Consider the following 17801-nt stretch of genomic DNA (forward strand, 5'->3'; position numbering starts at 1 on the left):
AATAATTATTAATTATTGGATTTGGGTAGTTAATTTCTCGCCTAGTTTGGGTTCTGTTCCTTTGAGAATTCGATCAATATTAGTCCGGTGTCGCCAGATGACGTAAATTCCCCCGGCGATCGCAAAAATTTGATAGGGCAGAGGTTCCCCAGTTATAATCATTAAAATGGCAATCCCGATCGCTCCGAAAATTGAACTCAAGGAAACAATTCGAGAAATTGCTAAAACCAGGGCAAAAATTCCTAGGGTTGCTAGGGCTAATTTCCAATCTAAGGCAAATAAAACTCCCAGACTAGAAGCAACAGATTTTCCTCCTTTCCAGCCGATCCAAATAGATTTTGTATGACCAATAATTACAATTAATCCACTAGAAGCAGCTATCCAATATTGTAATATATCAGGATGTTGGATTCCGGCATGGGTAGCGAGTTCGGAGGTAAAAGAGAGGGAATAAATCCAAAAAACCAGAAGAACTGCTAAGGTTCCTTTTAAAATATCAATCAATAAAACCAGTAAAGCCGGGAATTTTCCCAAGGTTCGCAGGATATTGGTTGCCCCCGTAGAACCGGAACCCTCAGCCAACATATCAACTCCATAAAACCAGCGTCCGATGGCGTATCCCGTGGGTATGGAACCCAAGAAATAGGCCGTTACTAATAATCCGGTATTAATTAATAACCATTCAATCATGTTTAAAAGACCGTTATTTTCAAGTTGCCGAAGTTGTTAAAACCGTTCAGTAGGTGGTTGTTGGGTTTGGGGGTCGGGGGCCAGGGCCAACCAGAGGGGAAATTGCAGTAAAGATAGACTAATTCTATCTTCCATATCATCAATAATAATGAAGGGTAAGCGTCCTTCTTTGACCAAACGATCGGCTTTTTGAGAAAGAACTTCCGCTTCTTCAAATAAAACAATTCCCTGTTCTGGGCCGAAATCTCTACGGTCAATCCCTAAACAATCTTGGAGACCGCGGCGCCATTCTCCCAACCGTTCGGGACTATTGGCTAAAACCAGGGTTCTTAGGCGGTTTCCATAGATATTTCTCAATATAGAAATCGTTGCCGAGGCGACTAATATATTCTGTAAACGACTGCCCATGGTGCGTAAGGCGCCCCGTCCTCCTTGGTTAAAAAACCAATTGGAAACCCGTTTGGCGTGAATGGGTTCAAAGGTGCGGCGCAGTTGCCAAGGCGGGCCATAATAGTCGGGAGCGTTGCGATATTGATCGAGGAGTTGGCGAATTCGTTGGGTTTGTTCGGCAAAACCCGGTTCTGAAAATTGTGGGTTTGCAGTGTTTTGAGGATTTTCTACGGGGATGATCACCTTCGCCACCTCTCGCGGTTGGGCGGGGATTGGGGGTTCGGGTGGGTTTTCGGGTATGAGTTCTAATTGTTCGGTGGTGGCGACTAAATCCTGTAAACTCCCGACTAAATAATCCTTAAATCCCTGGACTCGGATAGCGAGTTCTTGGGAGACGCCCGCAAAGGAGGTTCGCATTTCTTTTTGGATGCGATCGCGACGACGTTCGAGTTTTTCGATTTCGATTTGTAAGGTTTGTTTGCGTTGTTCTAATTGATCTAAGGCGGAGGAGATCAATTTTCCCATGGACTGGGTTAATACCAGTTGTTCTTGTTGGATACGTTCGTTGGTCTCCTGTAACCCGATAATTCTTTTTTGTAGTTCCTGTTCTTGAATCTGTAATCGTTTCACCCGTTGGTCTAACTGGGTGGTGACTTCTTCTATGGGTTCGGACATTAGACGTTCGGACAAGCTCGGTGAGGTTGCGAAATTTGATCCCGGTTCAGGATTGTGGAGTTCGTTGGACTCCCAGGGGTCAGCGATGGGTAAAGGATTCATATTAATTGAGTTCCCTCCGGTTTCTCCAAGAGAGGGATTAAAGGGTGGCGTTGATGAAGAAGTTACCCCGCTTACAGGTGGGTTTTGATCTCGGATTTGAGTTTCGTCTGAATTCATGCAATTGAGCGTCCCGGTCTAAACACAAGGGGATGTAATGGGTGAAAGTATAGCGTTTTGTTCGGTTATTGGGGTGTTTAGACAGGTTTGTTACCCTGACCTGTTAGAGTGATTGTAGCATTACTTCAACTTCTGAATTAATTCAATGACTGACTATGGAATCATCTGTATCGGCATAGCTTTGCAAAGGCACGTCCCTACACTGATAACTGATAATGCGGATACTTGATAACGGAAAATGGGAATAGAATTACGCAGTTACGTCTATTTAGATAATCTTCAACGGCAACACGCGGCCTATATTGGTACGGTGTCCCTGGGTTTTTTGCCTTTACCTGGGGATTCTTCTTTGTGGATTGAAGTTTCTCCTGGGATTGAAATTAACCGGATTACGGATATTGCTTTGAAAGCTACCTCGGTGCGTCCTGGGGTGTTGTTTATTGAGCGGCTTTATGGTCTTTTAGAAATTCATTCGAGCCGTCAAGGAGATACAATTACCGCAGGACGGGCAATTTTGGATTTTTTAGGGTTACGAGAAAGCGATCGCCTCAAACCTCAAGTTATGTCTAGTCAAATTATTCGTAATCTTGACCCCCACCAAGCTCAATTAATTAATCGTAACCGTCGAGGACAATTAATTTTAGGCGGTCAAAGTTTATATATTTTGGAAGTTCAACCCGCAGCTTATGCTGCTTTAGCGGCGAATGAAGCGGAAAAAGCCTCGTTAATTAATATTCTGCAAGTGACGGCCGTTGGTAGTTTTGGACGGCTGTATTTAGGGGGAGAAGAACGGGATATTATGGTAGGTTCACAAGCGGCTTTAGAAGCGATTGAAAATGTATCGGGACGAGAATACGGAGGCAGTTTTAATCCCGAATAAATAGGAGAAAAAATATGGCAAATCCAGAATATTTAGCTTTATTACAATGGGGATCTCAACGTTGGCAAATATCGCTTAAATTAATATTCCCTTTGATTTGGTGCACTTGCCTGTACCGTGATGTTTGATCAAACCTTCACCACGGGAACAAACTCCTCTAACTGCACTTGTAAGTCATCCACGAGCATTAAACGATACCTTTCTGTAGATTTCAACTTTTGGAAAACATAACTAGCAAAATCATTACACCAATTTTGCCTATCAAATTCAGTGGAGATATTCAGTGCTCTGATTGATAAATTATAAGGGTATTCTTCAAATTTGATATCGTGATCGTTTTCAAAATCATGCTTTCCTATAGTCAGAGTGATGGTTGAGTTACGAAATTCATACCAGTTATCAGTCCCATCAGAAAAAAGCTCGAACTTTAGAGCCAATATCAACTCTAATTCTTTGATTAAATATTCGATTTTCTGGGGAAAGTCTACAAAAATATCTAGTGTGCGAGACATAAAAACCTCCTTTATTGAAACTCAGTAAAAGTGATGTCATAGCGATCGCCAATAATTCGGACGCGATCAATTTTTCCGCGTGTAATATTTTTCGCCCTCTCCAAACCTCGTTCTGCCTCAGACTCTATCAACCCAGATGTCCTAGCATCTATAATTATATCCCTAGCTTGTCCCCCTCGTCTAATCGAGTTGTTGATCTGATTTTTTACTGTTGCGCTTGTAGCACCAAAATCCAGACTTTTAAATTCAGTAGGTTTTCCATCTACCTCAGCATCGGGATTTCTACCTCCATCGGTTTTTTCTGCTAAGGCTTTAACATTTTTTCCCTCTCTTTCGAGAAATTCCGCGATCGCTCTTTCGGTTGCACCAAAAGCTCTTTCTGATTCATCAATACTGCCACAATTAGCCGAATTTTGCTTAGGGGTTTGGTTAGTCCCGTTATTCACCATTTTTTGTTCCTTAAAACTTGGGCTGGTGTCATGATCGTATCCCGCCCTGGACTTTCCAATTATCCCCTAAATTAATATTTTTATTACCGATATAAAGGAGTTACTTGAACTTTTAGCATCTCCCAAGTTTGTCTTTCCATATTCAAGATATTGCCCACTTCTTGCAAGAGTTCATAACTCTTTAAATCTATGGAAATTTCTTCTTCAATGAGGATATCACACAAAGTCTCTAAGGCTAAATTCCACTCGCCCGCATGAATATCAGAAACTATAAATTCTATTTGAGTCTCTGACAGTTGTGGTTTTACGATATTAATGACTTGATGGAGTTTACTTTCTATAACTTTATAGTCAAACATTTGTTTAGCTCCTGACAAAATTGCTAGGGATTTTTAGGTAGATTCGTTGGGACTCCTGGAATCGCACTATTGTACTTTTACGGTAGTTTCTCCCGCAGGTTAAGCCAAGTATTTAGTTTTTCATCTAAAACATATTTATCGCTGTCAGCGAGTGCTGCGATAACTTTCAATCTATTTTTTAGTTGTCTTAATTCGCGAATTTCTGTAATGGGTAGCATTTTCCAATTAGCCGCCTTTTTTTCCACATCTTCGGGCGACTCTTTGATGTTATCCCAAAACCATTGTAAAATTAAGTTAACATCAAGAACGCAATGATCGGAAATTACTCCAAGTTTCGCGATCGCGCCAGCCCGGAGCATCATTGAGGAAATCCTAAAAGACTTACCACTTCCTGTTTTTTTGTGTTCGGCATTATCGGCTAGGCGATCGTAAATTGTGGTGGCTACTTCTGCCCATTGGCTATCAGGTAAATCAGAATTATTTTGACCTTTTCGAGCCTTAGCAGAGGAAACATCAGCTAATAATAACCAGTTAAACTCTTGTAGTTGGGTAGCTTGATCTGAAAATATATTTTTTACCCAAATCAGTACGGATTCGGCATCTTGTTCGAGAATGCTATCAATTGATATTGTCGTAGGAGATTGAGTCATAATTTATCTACTCCACATATTCGATATCAGCATTACTTGTGTCAACTCCTTGCTGCCTAAAGGCTGTTATTCCTAGTTCTAAACTCTCTGAAGTGGGTCAAAAATGGCCACTGTGATTGCTGATAGTTAGCAAAATATATAAACCGTTGCTGCCGACAATCTCGGCTTCTCCCGCAGCCAAAACAGGCTCACCCAGAGTTATAACTGTATGGTAGATTTCATTGTTAACATCTAAAAATTTCGGAATTACAAAGAGTTCTAGTTTTGTTGTTACTGCCCATTTGACAGTCCCTTCATTAATTATATCGTCAAATCCTGCTTCTCCCACTTTAATAGGTCTGATGCCTAAATCTTCTGCTGACCGAAGTTCATCATTTAAAGTCCCAGGAGACTGATTGGAAAAGCGAGGGATGGGAGCATTATTTGAAAATGATTGTGTCACAACAGAATTTAACGAGAATCCACTTTATATTCAAAGACGCATATCTTATAGTACATATATACCGGGTTCAGCGTCATTCCCAGGGATAATTTCTTGGCTGCTTTTCACCCCTTTACTTTCGCACAGATCGGCAAAAGATTCTAAACTTTCTAATCTGGCTGAAAGTTCGCTCAAACTATCTAAATATTCAGCTATAGCAATTTGGCGATAAGTCCAGGCTAGATCAAATTTAGTAGCACTATAGGACATATCAAATTCCACATCAACATGAGTTTTTTTGCTTCTAATTTGGTCAGGAGATAAGGCGCGATCGCTTGTTGATATTTTCGTAATTCGTTCTACTCGTTCTGGGGTAATATGGTTATTAAATCGAGAATTACTAAAGCGATAAGCGGTAGATAAATAAGAGTTTTCATTATTGATTAATGCTTGACCCCATCTTTCCGCTACTTGTTTAAATTGGGGGACTTCTATCGCCAGTAATTCTTTAGCTTCTTGATGTTTTCCTATTTCTAGGAGAAGATTGGCTTCTGTTGCTATGGCTACAGCCCAACCTTGAATAGAAACATCAGCATTAAGCATAATTTCAGCATCTAATTCTGGGGTAGCTTGTATGGCTTGATTACTGAGAAATAATCGCACTCTGGAAGCGGTTTTAATGTTCGATCTTGGTGATTCATTAGGAAAATGAGAGCGATCGTCAAGTTCAGCTTTTAAAGCGGCAATTTCTTTAATTAGCATGGCTTGATGAAGATGGGAAATCGCTTTGGCGAGGCTTTTTTGCTTTTCGCGGCTATCTTCTACTAATAAATATAGATAGGCTAATTGTCCAGAGATAATATCTAAGCCCTCGTCAACCCGATTTAAGCGCTGATCAAGATGATTAAAACCCGCGTTTAAGTTGTTTTCAATCCGATTTAAGTCAGCTTAAACTCGATTAAAACCTGCTTCCATTGATTGTTGAATATTGCCTAAAGTTTTTTGGATTTGGTGCAGTTTATAGCCCATATAGGCAAAACCAGCAATACTAACACCAAGGTTTAAAACACTCGCTCCCGCAGCAATTTGAGTTAATCCCATTACTGAGGATAAAGTTTTTTCAATACCCATTAATTTATGATAGGTAAGCCCATGACCAATAATATCAACTCCTCCCAAGATGGGAGAAAAGGGAAGTGTCATCAGTTTGCTAGTTAGTCCGGGCGTTTCGGCTAAATGGCGAACAATTTGACCACCATTTGCATTACCCGCAGCCCATCTAATAACGCTTCCATAGCGTGTCATTGAGCCATCGAGTAAACCCTTGATGATTTCTGGATTGTGAACTAAAAGAGTGGTATCAATAAGCATTTTAATTACTCCTGTTTAGCGATTATAAACTTCAAGTTTTTCGTAAGCTTTTATTTGCAATCTCTCAGATACTTTAACCTCAACTGCTAAATCATTTAACTTACGAAACGCATCATATCTATCAATTTGATTGACATTAGGCTTAAATCCTTCTTCATCTTGCTCCAGTTTAATCTTAACTAAGTAAATATTATATTCTGATTCTGCTCCTTTGGCGACTGAATACTGATTGATATCATGTATTTTCTGAGAAAGTTCAGTTTCAGATCCTAGCCATAAATATCTAGTAATTTGGTAAAGTTGTTCTCCCTGACTAACATCAATATGATTTTTGCCTTTTAGAGATTCAAGAAACTCTGATTGTGAGGCAGAAATAACTAAAACTAAAACCGAAGATTGTTTAGTATTTTCCTGAACTACAGGAGTTTCACCTCCCGGAGATGGAGGATTAATAACCGATTTTCGCTTTTGTGATTCTTCCTCTTGTTGCTTGTTGAGATAAAGTGCTAATGCTCCTCCTACTATCATTAAAAATGTTAATAAAAATCTCATTTTTCAACTCCTGAATTTCATTAGGTCTAAAACTTGCTTCACTGACGAAAAATCTCTTGTAACTTTTCACAATCTGCTGTTGCATGATTTTTTTTAACTTCAAAATCACGCCAGAACTGTTTTTCTTGCTCAAAATTGCCCTCAATAATACTTGATTGTTGCTGCAAAGCGCGTTCAGCTAGATTGGTAACCTCATCAACGGATTCTTCAAAGATACTGCTAACATCATCTAACCGTTTAAGAATCCAGTCAAGCAAAATATCCCACAAACTTCCTTTCCCTTTCTCAATTCCACTTGACCATTGTTTTGCCATTAAGTCGTGAGGCGGAAGGAAAAGTTCGATGTATTCAACATCTTGGGTAATATCACGAGTTACAGATTCTTGGTAAGTACGAGTGACAGGTCGTGTTTTTGTTCTTGTTTTTGTGGTTTTCAAGCAAGACCCATTCTTATAAGATTCTTCATACTCCTCCTGTTCTGTTTTGGTGCGTGTCTCTTTTTCTGTTTTTTGTCCCACTACTTCTGTTTTTTTAGAACTGTTTGGCTTGAAATTATCTTGCAAATCAAAAAACTTTTCTGGTAATTTTGGTAAATCTTGAGCTAACTTTTTGCGTAAATCACTGATGGCTGCTTGTTCAAGATTAATCGAAGAAAAATTGCCCTCGGTCAAAAAAACTTTTAGTTTCTTAACTTGTTCATCAACTAATGATTCTAAAGCTTGTTCAAACTGTTTTGCTTTTGATTGTAGAACAAACTCTGCCCTTGCAGATATAGCTTCTCTCATCCTGTGATATAGCAAGCGAACATCCCATTGATCACGCTCAAGTTCTTTTTTTCCTTTATCATCATCAGCCCGTACACGCTTAACTAAGTATTCTGACTCAGAAGAAAATTTACTGAGTCTTAGACTAACATTATCATAGGCTTTAGCAATATCATCAGCTAATACGGGCGATGTCACTTCCCCTAGTTTATCTCTTAACTCAAAAGCTCCTTGATTATTTTTAAACGCATCCCGAACTGGAACAATTAAAACTTGAATTAAGTCTCCTTCTACTTCTCTAACAGCATCAAAAATTTGCTGAAATCCCTTACGTCTAATTTGGTCAGCCTCCCATTTGACTTTATCATTAGTCGTAGGGTGATTTTTTTTAAGATTTTCGATTAATTCCTTAATTTCTACCTTAAATTCTTTCCCAATTTTCTTGATATTTTTCTGCAAATCTTGACGAATGTTAGCGATTTTATCTTTTTCTTGTTCAACCTGTTTTTTATTGTTAATTTTTCGAGCCTGAATCAGAACCTCTAGTAATTTTTCCAAAGCATCATAATTATTGAATACTTCCAACAATGCAGGAAGTATTACCAGTTCTGAAAATGATTCTTGAACCCGCACACGGAAACGATCCCAAAGTTCTCTACCTCCACTCCATTCTAAAGAATAGTGGAGAATTTTTCGCATAGTTTCATCATCAATAGCCTCATTGTCTTCTACTTGATCTTCAACATCACGAAACCAATGCTTTAAATCTCGATTCCCCTTACAATTTAATTTAATAACTCCTGCACAATCTTGAAACATAGCCTTAAGGAGTTTTAACCGTACTTCCTGATTTATCAGTGATGGTTCGTTAAAAGATCCCGATCCCCAAGCACATTGAGCATAATATAAAAGACGAGCATTAAAAGGCAGGACATCAGGAAGTTCTTTAAGTGGTGATAAAACCTTTTTAATTTCCTCTCTTAACTTATCAATCTGCTCTGACAGAGGTAAATCATCCGCTCCTCGGTTATCGACCCGATTTAAGATAAAAATCATCGAATCCGTGCGTCCCTGTAGATATTCGACAACTTTCTTTAACTCTTCCAAGAGGAGTTTTCTGTGGTCATCATCTACCTGCATATAGTCCAAAGCCACTAAACTAAAAGCTTTATTAACTTGCCCTTGGATAGTTGCTAAATTAGTCCGATCTTGAACTGATTTTAATCCAGGTAAATCAATCAATTCAACTCCTATTCCGTTGGGTAAACCCAGTAAGGAACTATTACAAGCAGGTAAAATAGAAACCTGAGCAGTTATTTGTGGCTCAACATAATCCCGCTTTTTCCGTGCATCGTGATAGGAGTGCATCACCGTGCTAATTCGCTGGTATAAATCCTCATCACTTAATCCTGTCCATTCACCCGTATCCCAAACCGCATCCTCTGTTTTTTCAATGATTAATTTTTGTTCCTGAGAATGTTTGATGGTTAATACACCCCCACTCATTTCTCCGGCTTCAATCGGTGCAATTTTTCGACCAATCAGCGCGTTAACAATCGTTGATTTTCCAGAGGAAGTTGTGCCCAGAGTAGCAATCCGAAAACTAGGATTTTCTAGCCGTTGGACAGCTTCTTGATAAACTGTTAAAAAGTCTTGTAGGCAAGATTGAATCCCTGGATCAGCAAAAACATCAGGGGACGAGTTGACTAAGTTAGAGACTGAGTTACCTAATTCTTGTAAAAGTTTGCGGGTGTTGTTTAACTTAGATTCAATATTTAGTTCCACTGGATACCTCTGTAGTTAATGATTTTGGTTAATTCCACTAAGTCTTAAAAATTTAACGGGAGATGGAGTTATCACTCCTTCAGGTATAGGTGGTTAGTGATGCTTGAGTTTCCCAGATATTGACGAAAAAAGGAACAGCCTGATCAGGGTTGTTTTCAGCAAAATCGAAGAATGACTGAATTTGTTCTCCTATATTTCTAAAGCTATCGGGTAGATCGCTGTTATCTGGTATTTTTGAGAGCTTATTGCTCATAGGCTTAAATGAGATAGACGCGAGGGCATTGATAAATTATAACTGTTGCAGTCGAGTTTGAACCAATTTTTTGAATATTTGTGGCAGAGATTCACCGGATTTACGGATGGTAACGGTTTAACCAGGCTTTGATATTGCTTTGCTACCCTCAAAATGAGATAATTACTAGGTAGTTTTAATCCCGAATAAATTAGTAAAAAAATATGGCAAATTCAGAACATTTAGATTTATTAGAATCTCGAATAAATTTTATGAGTTTGCTAAAATTTATGGGGATAAAACCCAAGAGAAAATTAGCGATGCCTTCGGCAATCTTCGCTAACGCAAAATTTCAAGAGCTTTTAAAAAAAAGGAGATGGGGTGAAGAATTCATAATATTAAATATCTTGGAGATTGACAAATATTCACTATCCCTCCTTCCCCATAAGGGAAGAAGGTTAAGGGATTAGGTCTTCAGGGTTTCAGTTTAAGTAATACTCGCATTCCTTACAACAACCTCGCACAAAGCCCACGCACTTCAGTCGTGGGATGTAGTGCGACCCCCTTTAGGGGGTGTGAGGGTTTTAATGTAATCCATAAGAACTTCAGCCATTGATAATCCTTCTGACTCAGCATGACTTTTGAGACGTTCATATTCTTTCTCGTTAACATTAAACTGAATTTTCTTTTCCCTTGACATACTCTATTTAAGACTCTATTATCAGAGTATAGCAAGGATGTTCCTCGCTTATCTGGTCAGATGTTCTGACCTCCTTAAAAACAAGTTGTCAATGGCGAGAAAAAGGCAACCACTGTGATTATCCCTGTTGACTACAGAAAGCTCCGAAAAATCTTGGCAGAGCCAAAGACTGTAATAGTCGTAGCCGTCAATTGGGACGAGGTACTTGGCATTCCTCAGAGTCTCGTACTCTCCTCTAATATTGCTGTGAAGCAATTCTGGAAACAGTAGGGGGCAACTCCATGAATACCGAGCAATCGGGGCTAGACAGGAGAATCCCACGCGGTTCACCCGTGGGAGTGTCAAGGACGCAAAATTAGGGCAACTTCCTTAGCGAAATAAGTGAGAATTAAATCAGCCCCAGCCCGTTTAATACTGGTGAGGGTTTCTAACATGACCTTTTTCTCATCAATCCAACCCATTTTTCCAGCCGCCTTAATCATCGCATATTCCCCACTGACGTTATAGGCCGCCACAGGTAAATCCGTTGCCGAACGCAACAGATGAATAATATCTAAATAGGCTAAGGCGGGTTTAACCATGACAATATCGGCGCCTTCGGCTTCATCTAAAGCCAATTCTGTCAAGGCTTCTCTGGAGTTAGCCGGATTCATTTGATAGGTTTTCTTATCGCCAAATTTCGGGGCCGAATCCAAGGCATCCCGAAAGGGGCCATAATATGCCGAGGCATACTTAGCGGTATAGGCTAAAATCGCTACTTGAGTATATCCCGCTTCATCTAGCCCTTGACGAATCGCCCCAATCCGACCATCCATCATATCCGAAGGTGCAACGATATCGGCCCCGGCCTGGGCATGGGAAATCGCCTGTTTAACTAAAACTTCCACGGTTTCATCATTGAGAATTTCGCCCTCCTCGCTGACGATACCATCATGACCCTTACTGGAAAAAGGATCAAGGGCAATATCCGTGATGATCATAATATCAGGAATCGCCTGTTTAATTGCCCTGACAGTGCGCTGAATTAAACCATCTGGATTATAACTTTCAGTTCCGGCGTTATCTTTTTTTTCTTCGGCCACTAGGGGAAATAAGGCGATGGCGGGGATGCCTAATTCCCAAGCTTCATTGACTTCTTTTAATAGTAAATCTAAGGTATAGCGGTAACTTCCGGGCATGGAAGAAACCTCAACCTTTTGATTTTCTCCCTCCATGATAAACAGAGGATAAATTAAGTCATTGACAGTAAGCCTTGTTTCCGTAACCATCCGCCGTAGGGCATCGGTGCGACGCAGACGACGGGGACGTTGAACCAGATTTAGGGCATTTTTATGAGATTCTGAAGACATAAGAAACGGGGTAAAAATATTTTTAGTAAAGACCAATTATTGATTATCTCATTCGGGTGGGTTTTGGATGTCCCTAATTTGTTAATAAATGTAACAATCTTAAAAAAAGATTGAAATTACTGGGATTACAACCCTTTAACCCGAAAATCAGCCTACAATAACTCCAAGAATCTGTATATCCTTTTTAAGTTATGATTAGCAACCTATATATTACTAGCATTGAACCCGATAGCGGTAAATCCTTAATTCTGTTAGGAATTATGGAATTACTCTCGAAACGCATCCGAAAATTAGGATTTTTCCGTCCAATTATTCAGGCGGGAATTAAGCCGGATAATGATATTGAGCTAATTCGCAGTCGCTATCATTTAGAGTTTCCCTATCAAGATTATTATGGCGTTACCCATGAAGAAACCAGGGCTTTAATTGCGGAGGGACAGTTTGAAGAAATCCTGAAACGGATTATTGAGAAATATAAGGCTTTAGAAGAAAAATGTGATTTTATTGTCTGTGAAGGCACGGATTTTACTGATATTATTTCTGCTTTTGAATTTAACTTTAATGCGGAAATTGCTAATCAATTAGACGCACCGATTTTATTGGTAGCGAATGGACAGGGAAAAAGCCAAGAAGATGTGATTAGTAGTGTTAAAAGTGAACGAAAAGCTTTTATAGAAAAAGATTTAACTCTGGTAGCAACAATGGTTAATCGGATTTCTTCAGAACAATTTCAATCCGTTACCCAGGAATTAGAACAGATTTGGTGTTATGATGATCCGGTATTTATTTTACCTGAAATAGAAGCTCTTTCTAAACCTACTGTTGGGGAAATTATTACTGCCCTTGACGCTAAATTTGTCCATGGCGATCCTGAACAATTAAAACAGGAAGTGTTATCGTTTAAGGTGGCGGCGATGCACGTTCCTAATTTTCTTTATCATATTCGAGAAGGCTGTTTAATTGTTACCCCTGGAGATCGGGCTGATATTATTTTAGCTTGTTTAGCGTCGGCTTTTTCAGAAACTTACCCCAATATTGCCGGAATTATTTTAACTGGGGGGTTTGAATTGCCTCCTTCCCTGCAAAAACTGATTCAAGGATTTAAAAAATGGACAGTGCCGATGTTTACGGTAGAAACAGATACCTATAATACTGCAACCATCATTAATAATATTCACTCAAAAATTACCCCCGACAATGAACGAAAAATTGCTTCTGCTTTAGGACTTTTTGAAAACCATATTGATAGCTCTAAAATTGAAAAACGGATTTCTCTATCCCGTTCTTCCCATATTACTCCGATTATGTTCGAGTACGAACTGGTCGCCCGGGCGAAAAAACAACGTCAACATATTGTCTTACCCGAAGGCACAGAAGAACGAATTTTAAAAGCCACTGAAATTCTATTAAGACGGGGAATTGTCGATATTACTTTATTAGGAAATCCCGAAGAAATTCGCGAAAAAGCAACTTCACTAGGCATAAAATTAGAAGGGGTAAATATTGTTAATCCCATGACCTCCCCCTGGCATGAAGACTATGCTCAAACCTATTATCAACTGCGAAAACATAAGGGAATTACGGAAGATTGTGCCTTAGATGTGATGCACGATTTAAGTTATTTTGGCACGATGATGGTTCATAAAGGCATGGCTGATGGCATGGTTTCTGGGGCTATTCATACCACTGGACATACTATTCGTCCCGCCTTAGAATTTATTAAAACTCCACCGGGATGTTCAATTGTTTCCAGTGTGTTTTTTATGTGTTTAGAAGACCAGGTTTTAGTCTATGGAGATTGTGCGGTAAATCCTAATCCTAACCCCCAACAATTAGCCGATATTGCCATTAGTTCGGCCTTAACTGCTCAACAATTTGGAGTTGAACCTTTAGTAGCAATGTTATCCTATTCTACCGGAGAATCAGGACAAGGTAAAGATGTGGATAAAGTTCGAGAAGCCACATTAATTGCCCGTCAATTACGCCCCGATTTAAAAATAGAAGGCCCCATCCAATACGATGCGGCCGTTGATGAAGGGGTAGCTCAAACTAAACTACCAGGAAGCGAAGTGGCTGGACACGCAACGGTATTTATTTTCCCCGATTTAAACACCGGAAATAATACTTATAAAGCCGTACAACGGTCTGCGAATGCTGTTGCCATTGGCCCGGTTTTACAAGGTTTAAATAAACCCGTTAATGATTTAAGTCGGGGCTGTACGATTACCGATATTGTGAATACCGTTGCGATTACCGCTATTCAAGCCCAGGGAATAAATTAGTTTTAATTGATTCCCTGAACTTAACTGTTAGTCAATATTGTCATTTTAATAAATTTAATTGATTAAATTTCTGGGTCGGGACTAGGAATAGAAGGAATCATTTCCAGTCGATTTCGGTTCACCCAGCGATTGACAAATTCATTATTATTCCTACAAAACTTAATTTGTACTTGCTTAGAACCTAGCTTAAAAATTTCCGCCGGAACTTTTTTGAATTGTGAGGCTTGAATAATTTTGATTAATCCCATTAAACACAAACAGCTAGTGATTAAAGCAACGGGACTCAAAGAAGCACTATCAAGGATAATAAATACACCTAAACCAATTAATACAAAGGGCACAAAATGATTCCCATAACGGGCGAGTAAATTGGAAATATCCCGTTGACAAGTTAATTTATAGGTCATATAACACCAAACTCCAACCAGTAGCAAAAAGACTGAAATAATAATCAGTAAACTAGAGATACCCGTAGAAGCAAATAAGGGCATATAGATACTGATATTGTCGCTACCATTGGCAATCGTAATCGCTGCTACACTATAAGCCGGAGGAGAAATTAAACTAGCTAAACCAGAAGCGGGGGAAATTTTAGTATCCAATTCCGGCTCAGAAGATGAATCATTATCATCATCAGGATTGAGTAACCGATTAAGTCCAATGGTAATGGGAACTAAACCTAAAAGTCCAATCCATTCGGCGGGTAATATTAAGCCCCCAAAAAAACCCACCAAACTAGCAAGAATCAAAGTACAAAAACCGAGATACTGACCGATAACAATATGGTGACGACGAAAGGTGGCATTAACTTGAGAAAACAACAGGGTGAGGATAACTAAATCATCCAAATTTGTAGCAGTAAAAGCTGTAATACCAGTAAAAATAGCAGTAAAAATCTCATTCATTTTTATCTCTCCTTAATCTGTTGAATATTTCACCTGTAAATATTTGTTTCAATTTGGGTTCCCCCTATAACTTCTAATTTACCCCGATTAAACGATAGAAACAAATGTTCTTTCTTTTTAAAATGATAAATACAAATAATCGTAAGTCGAATTAATATTAGTTATAAAAATATAGAGCAATGTTGAGTCCTGCGGTATTAGGTGGACACTCAGAAATGCCCGGGATGTAAATAAACCTGGACGCAAAGGTCAATATTCTGATTAATGATTACTGTTCATCAATCACTATTTCTTTGACCTATAGCAATCCTAAATAGGTTGTAACATTTTAATATGGCGAATATCGGCTATATTGGTAATCCCTCCCGCCGTTTGTAACGCCCGGGTAACCGTGGGTAAATTGATTCTGACTGCTGCTGTTGCTGTGTTTCCAGAACTGCTACTGGTAGTATCGGTTCCACTTGCTTCTGAAGTTAAGGAATAAGCCCCCGGACGAAAGACCGCCCCGACAACTACCACCTGAATTGATTGGCTGGCAGACCTGGCTAAACTATAAGAAGCGATTTGGCGCAGTAGAATTATCAGAGGTTATCCACCAGAGTCCTTATTCATCTATTCTAGCTAACAATTCTCAACCCTTGAAAATCCAGACAACAGAATAACTTGCCTTATTCTCAAACTCAACGGAGAGATATTGGGGTTGACAAACAGTAAAAAGCTGTGTTATATTAATCAATTGTGCGGGCGATTAGCACAGTGGTAGCGCACTTCCTTCACACGGAAGGGGTCATGGGTTCAAATCCCGTATCGCCCATTAAATTTCATAAACTAAATCTTAGGCTCTATCGAGCTTTTCGCCCGTGACCCTTCCGTGTAAAGGAAGTGTTACCCTATTCTTTGGATCTCATCTATCCTGTTTCAAATTCAGCTAGAGTTAGCGATCGCACTGTCTAAGCCTTGCTATTGTATCATTTTTTTTAAAATTATGGAAATTCTCAATATTTTATTTTAACCATTGATAATATTTGATAGCTTCTGATTTAGATAAAATTTATTCATCTTATTTTCAGGATTAAATAATAGCTTATTATGTACTAATTTAGTAGAGATGACCTGACTCTTTAAGGTTAATTTGTGAATACTCTGTTCTTTCAGCCGCGAGTCCCCAGAAATCATAAACGCTTTAGAGCAACTCGATCAAGTTTCTGAAGATCAGATTATTCAGGCTGTTGCAGCACCTCCTAACGAATGGGGGCTTACAATGGAAGAACGAGTTACGATGGTGGAATACTTAGTTAAGAGGCAAAAAGAGTTAATCAATCTTCTGTAATCTATCCGATGCAGATGTTTTACAACAAGATCAAGTACCAGACTGGGTAGAACAGAAATTGAACCCAATTAAACACAAAATCCTTGAATTGGTTCATCAAACTTAACTGTAAATAATTCAATAGAGACGCTATACTCAACGCCTCTACTAACAAATTAAAATCCCATTACTGTTGCAACAGCTTCCATTTCTGGTGCAATTCCGGCTTTGAATTTATTGTTGCTGTGGGTAATAGCCGTATCGGGATCTTTTAACCCATTTCCAGTTAACACACAAACAATTTTAATTCCTTCTGGAACCTGATCTTTAACTTTCAATAATCCGGCAACGGACGCGGCACTAGCAGGTTCACAAAAAATCCCTTCCCCAGAAGCTAATAACCTATAGGCGTCGAGAATTTCGGCATCGGTGACGGCGTTAAAACTACCCTTACTGGCATCTTTAGCAGCCACCGCAAAGTCCCAACTGGCCGGATTTCCAATCCGAATGGCCGTTGCTAAGGTTTCGGGGTTTTCCACCGGATAGCCAAAAACTAATGGTGCGGCTCCGGCGGCTTGAAATCCCATCATTTGGGGTAAACGGGAACATTTACCAACGGCATGATATTGACAAAATCCCATCCAATAGGCGCTAATATTCCCGGCATTTCCCACGGGAATACATAACCAATCAGGGGCATCTCCCAGGGCATCCACCACCTCAAAGGCGGCCGTTTTTTGACCTTCCAAACGATAGGGATTGACCGAATTAACTAAAGTAATCGGATAATGTTCGGCCATCTCCCGCACAATATTAAGGGCCTTGTCAAAATTGCCCTTAATTGCTAAGACCTCCGCCCCATATAATAAGGCTTGGGCTAGTTTCCCCAAGGCCACATAACCATCGGGAATCAAGACAAAAGCCTTCATTCCGGCTCGACGGGCATAGGCTGCTGCGGCCGCCGAAGTATTTCCGGTACTGGCACAGATAACGGCTTTGCTGCCTTCCTCTTTGGCTTTAGAAATCGCCATGGTCATGCCGCGGTCTTTGAAACTGCCTGTGGGGTTGAGTCCGTCATATTTCAGATAGACCTGCACCTGTTTGCCAATTATTTCGGCAATGGTTGGGGCCGGAATCAGGGGCGTGTTGCCTTCTTGTAGGGTGATAACGGGTGTCGATTCAGAAACAGGTAAATAGTTGCGGTAGGCTTCAATCAGACCGGGCCAGCACTTTAATGAGGACTGGGTTGTAGGCAAAGTCAACGTCATCTCGGTAGTCATTAATAATAAACGAAAAATAATCCGGCT

General features: G+C 39.7%; 20 protein-coding genes and 1 tRNA gene. 4 read left to right on the plus strand and 17 right to left on the minus strand.

Annotation, left to right across the window (positions count from 1 at the left end; genetic code table 11):
- Positions 1–12: 12 nt before the first annotated feature.
- Positions 13–690 carry a glycerol-3-phosphate 1-O-acyltransferase PlsY gene (gene plsY, locus NMG88_RS00365; RefSeq protein ID WP_227351380.1) on the minus strand — a complete coding sequence of 226 codons (678 nt, stop codon included), beginning with the start codon at positions 688–690 and terminating at the stop codon, positions 13–15.
- A gap of 36 nt (positions 691–726) precedes the next feature.
- The gene (locus tag NMG88_RS00370; protein ID WP_042156752.1) at positions 727–1974 is read right to left on the minus strand and encodes a DUF3086 domain-containing protein; all 1248 of its coding nucleotides are present in this window, start codon (positions 1972–1974) and stop codon (positions 727–729) included.
- Positions 1975–2212: 238 nt separating this feature from the next.
- On the opposite strand from NMG88_RS00370, the gene ccmP reads away from it, so the two are divergent.
- Positions 2213–2854, plus strand: a complete 642-nt coding sequence (gene ccmP / locus NMG88_RS00375; RefSeq protein WP_042156754.1) for a beta-carboxysome protein CcmP — start codon at positions 2213–2215, stop codon at positions 2852–2854.
- 128 nt (positions 2855–2982) lie between these two features.
- On the opposite strand, the gene NMG88_RS00380 is transcribed toward ccmP, so the two are convergent.
- From NMG88_RS00380 to NMG88_RS00425, 10 genes are all read right to left on the minus strand, one after another.
- Complete coding sequence (locus NMG88_RS00380) at positions 2983–3366, minus strand: hypothetical protein (RefSeq protein WP_227381067.1); 384 nt, start codon at positions 3364–3366, stop codon at positions 2983–2985.
- An 11-nt stretch (positions 3367–3377) separates the two neighbouring features.
- Positions 3378–3815 (minus strand): CdiA C-terminal domain-containing protein, encoded by a 438-nt coding sequence (locus NMG88_RS00385; protein WP_227381066.1) that lies wholly within the window; start codon positions 3813–3815, stop codon positions 3378–3380.
- A gap of 83 nt (positions 3816–3898) precedes the next feature.
- Positions 3899–4174 (minus strand): MafI family immunity protein, encoded by a 276-nt coding sequence (locus NMG88_RS00390; RefSeq protein ID WP_042156760.1) that lies wholly within the window; start codon positions 4172–4174, stop codon positions 3899–3901.
- A gap of 77 nt (positions 4175–4251) precedes the next feature.
- Positions 4252–4824: a hypothetical protein gene (locus NMG88_RS00395; protein WP_254034988.1), complete on the minus strand. Its 573-nt coding sequence runs from the start codon at positions 4822–4824 to the stop codon at positions 4252–4254.
- Positions 4825–4921: 97 nt separating this feature from the next.
- Entirely contained in the window at positions 4922–5266 is a 345-nt protein-coding gene (locus NMG88_RS00400) for a hypothetical protein (protein WP_254034562.1), read from the minus strand.
- A 45-nt stretch (positions 5267–5311) separates the two neighbouring features.
- A complete protein-coding gene (locus NMG88_RS00405) occupies positions 5312–6007 on the minus strand; it encodes a hypothetical protein (RefSeq protein ID WP_254034989.1) in 696 nt (231 codons plus the stop codon).
- Between the two features lie 186 nt (positions 6008–6193).
- Positions 6194–6616 carry a hypothetical protein gene (locus tag NMG88_RS00410; RefSeq protein WP_254034990.1) on the minus strand — a complete coding sequence of 141 codons (423 nt, stop codon included), beginning with the start codon at positions 6614–6616 and terminating at the stop codon, positions 6194–6196.
- A gap of 15 nt (positions 6617–6631) precedes the next feature.
- Entirely contained in the window at positions 6632–7168 is a 537-nt protein-coding gene (locus NMG88_RS00415) for a hypothetical protein (RefSeq protein WP_254034991.1), read from the minus strand.
- Positions 7169–7206: 38 nt separating this feature from the next.
- Positions 7207–9717 (minus strand): dynamin family protein, encoded by a 2511-nt coding sequence (locus tag NMG88_RS00420; protein ID WP_254034992.1) that lies wholly within the window; start codon positions 9715–9717, stop codon positions 7207–7209.
- 79 nt (positions 9718–9796) lie between these two features.
- On the minus strand, positions 9797–9970 hold the full coding sequence (locus NMG88_RS00425) for a hypothetical protein (protein WP_254034993.1): 174 nt from the start codon (positions 9968–9970) through the stop codon (positions 9797–9799).
- A 203-nt stretch (positions 9971–10173) separates the two neighbouring features.
- Here NMG88_RS00425 and NMG88_RS00430 point away from each other — a divergent pair, with 203 nt between their 5' ends.
- On the plus strand, positions 10174–10419 hold the full coding sequence (locus NMG88_RS00430; RefSeq protein WP_254034994.1) for a hypothetical protein: 246 nt from the start codon (positions 10174–10176) through the stop codon (positions 10417–10419).
- Between the two features lie 68 nt (positions 10420–10487).
- On the opposite strand, the gene NMG88_RS00435 is transcribed toward NMG88_RS00430, so the two are convergent.
- Together NMG88_RS00435 and hemB are read right to left on the minus strand one after the other, a co-directional pair.
- Positions 10488–10649 carry a CopG family transcriptional regulator gene (locus tag NMG88_RS00435; protein WP_227398175.1) on the minus strand — a complete coding sequence of 54 codons (162 nt, stop codon included), beginning with the start codon at positions 10647–10649 and terminating at the stop codon, positions 10488–10490.
- A gap of 341 nt (positions 10650–10990) precedes the next feature.
- A complete protein-coding gene (hemB, locus tag NMG88_RS00440; protein WP_214561142.1) occupies positions 10991–11998 on the minus strand; it encodes a porphobilinogen synthase in 1008 nt (335 codons plus the stop codon).
- Positions 11999–12189: 191 nt separating this feature from the next.
- Between hemB and pta the strand changes: the two genes are divergently transcribed.
- Positions 12190–14280 carry a phosphate acetyltransferase gene (gene pta / locus NMG88_RS00445; RefSeq protein WP_254034995.1) on the plus strand — a complete coding sequence of 697 codons (2091 nt, stop codon included), beginning with the start codon at positions 12190–12192 and terminating at the stop codon, positions 14278–14280.
- Positions 14281–14342: 62 nt separating this feature from the next.
- On the opposite strand, the gene NMG88_RS00450 is transcribed toward pta, so the two are convergent.
- Positions 14343–15185, minus strand: coding sequence for a cadmium resistance transporter (locus NMG88_RS00450; RefSeq protein WP_081846437.1), 843 nt, complete (start codon positions 15183–15185; stop codon positions 14343–14345).
- Positions 15186–15494: 309 nt separating this feature from the next.
- Positions 15495–15704 (minus strand): polysaccharide biosynthesis/export family protein, encoded by a 210-nt coding sequence (locus NMG88_RS00455; protein ID WP_042156776.1) that lies wholly within the window; start codon positions 15702–15704, stop codon positions 15495–15497.
- Between the two features lie 223 nt (positions 15705–15927).
- Between NMG88_RS00455 and NMG88_RS00460 the strand changes: the two genes are divergently transcribed.
- Positions 15928–15999: transfer RNA gene (locus NMG88_RS00460), tRNA-Val, on the plus strand.
- A gap of 671 nt (positions 16000–16670) precedes the next feature.
- Here the strand turns inward: NMG88_RS00460 and thrC are convergent.
- Positions 16671–17762, minus strand: a complete 1092-nt coding sequence (gene thrC, locus NMG88_RS00465) for a threonine synthase (protein ID WP_027254597.1) — start codon at positions 17760–17762, stop codon at positions 16671–16673.
- Positions 17763–17801 lie beyond the last annotated feature (39 nt).

Origin of the sequence: Planktothrix agardhii (assembly GCF_904830935.1) — a bacterium.
Classification (GTDB): Bacteria; Cyanobacteriota; Cyanobacteriia; order Cyanobacteriales; family Microcoleaceae; genus Planktothrix; species Planktothrix agardhii.

Coding starts and splice junctions, on each gene's coding strand:
- plsY (WP_227351380.1), bottom strand. CDS start 690: ATGATTGAATGGTTATTAATTAATACCGGATTATTAGTAACGGCCTAT.
- NMG88_RS00370 (WP_042156752.1), bottom strand. CDS start 1,974: ATGAATTCAGACGAAACTCAAATCCGAGATCAAAACCCACCTGTAAGC.
- ccmP (WP_042156754.1), top strand. CDS start 2,213: ATGGGAATAGAATTACGCAGTTACGTCTATTTAGATAATCTTCAACGG.
- NMG88_RS00380 (WP_227381067.1), bottom strand. CDS start 3,366: ATGTCTCGCACACTAGATATTTTTGTAGACTTTCCCCAGAAAATCGAA.
- NMG88_RS00385 (WP_227381066.1), bottom strand. CDS start 3,815: ATGGTGAATAACGGGACTAACCAAACCCCTAAGCAAAATTCGGCTAAT.
- NMG88_RS00390 (WP_042156760.1), bottom strand. CDS start 4,174: ATGTTTGACTATAAAGTTATAGAAAGTAAACTCCATCAAGTCATTAAT.
- NMG88_RS00395 (WP_254034988.1), bottom strand. CDS start 4,824: ATGACTCAATCTCCTACGACAATATCAATTGATAGCATTCTCGAACAA.
- NMG88_RS00405 (WP_254034989.1), bottom strand. CDS start 6,007: ATGCTAATTAAAGAAATTGCCGCTTTAAAAGCTGAACTTGACGATCGC.
- NMG88_RS00410 (WP_254034990.1), bottom strand. CDS start 6,616: ATGCTTATTGATACCACTCTTTTAGTTCACAATCCAGAAATCATCAAG.
- NMG88_RS00415 (WP_254034991.1), bottom strand. CDS start 7,168: ATGAGATTTTTATTAACATTTTTAATGATAGTAGGAGGAGCATTAGCA.
- NMG88_RS00425 (WP_254034993.1), bottom strand. CDS start 9,970: ATGAGCAATAAGCTCTCAAAAATACCAGATAACAGCGATCTACCCGAT.
- NMG88_RS00430 (WP_254034994.1), top strand. CDS start 10,174: ATGGCAAATTCAGAACATTTAGATTTATTAGAATCTCGAATAAATTTT.
- NMG88_RS00435 (WP_227398175.1), bottom strand. CDS start 10,649: ATGTCAAGGGAAAAGAAAATTCAGTTTAATGTTAACGAGAAAGAATAT.
- hemB (WP_214561142.1), bottom strand. CDS start 11,998: ATGTCTTCAGAATCTCATAAAAATGCCCTAAATCTGGTTCAACGTCCC.
- pta (WP_254034995.1), top strand. CDS start 12,190: ATGATTAGCAACCTATATATTACTAGCATTGAACCCGATAGCGGTAAA.
- NMG88_RS00450 (WP_081846437.1), bottom strand. CDS start 15,185: ATGAATGAGATTTTTACTGCTATTTTTACTGGTATTACAGCTTTTACT.
- thrC (WP_027254597.1), bottom strand. CDS start 17,762: ATGACGTTGACTTTGCCTACAACCCAGTCCTCATTAAAGTGCTGGCCC.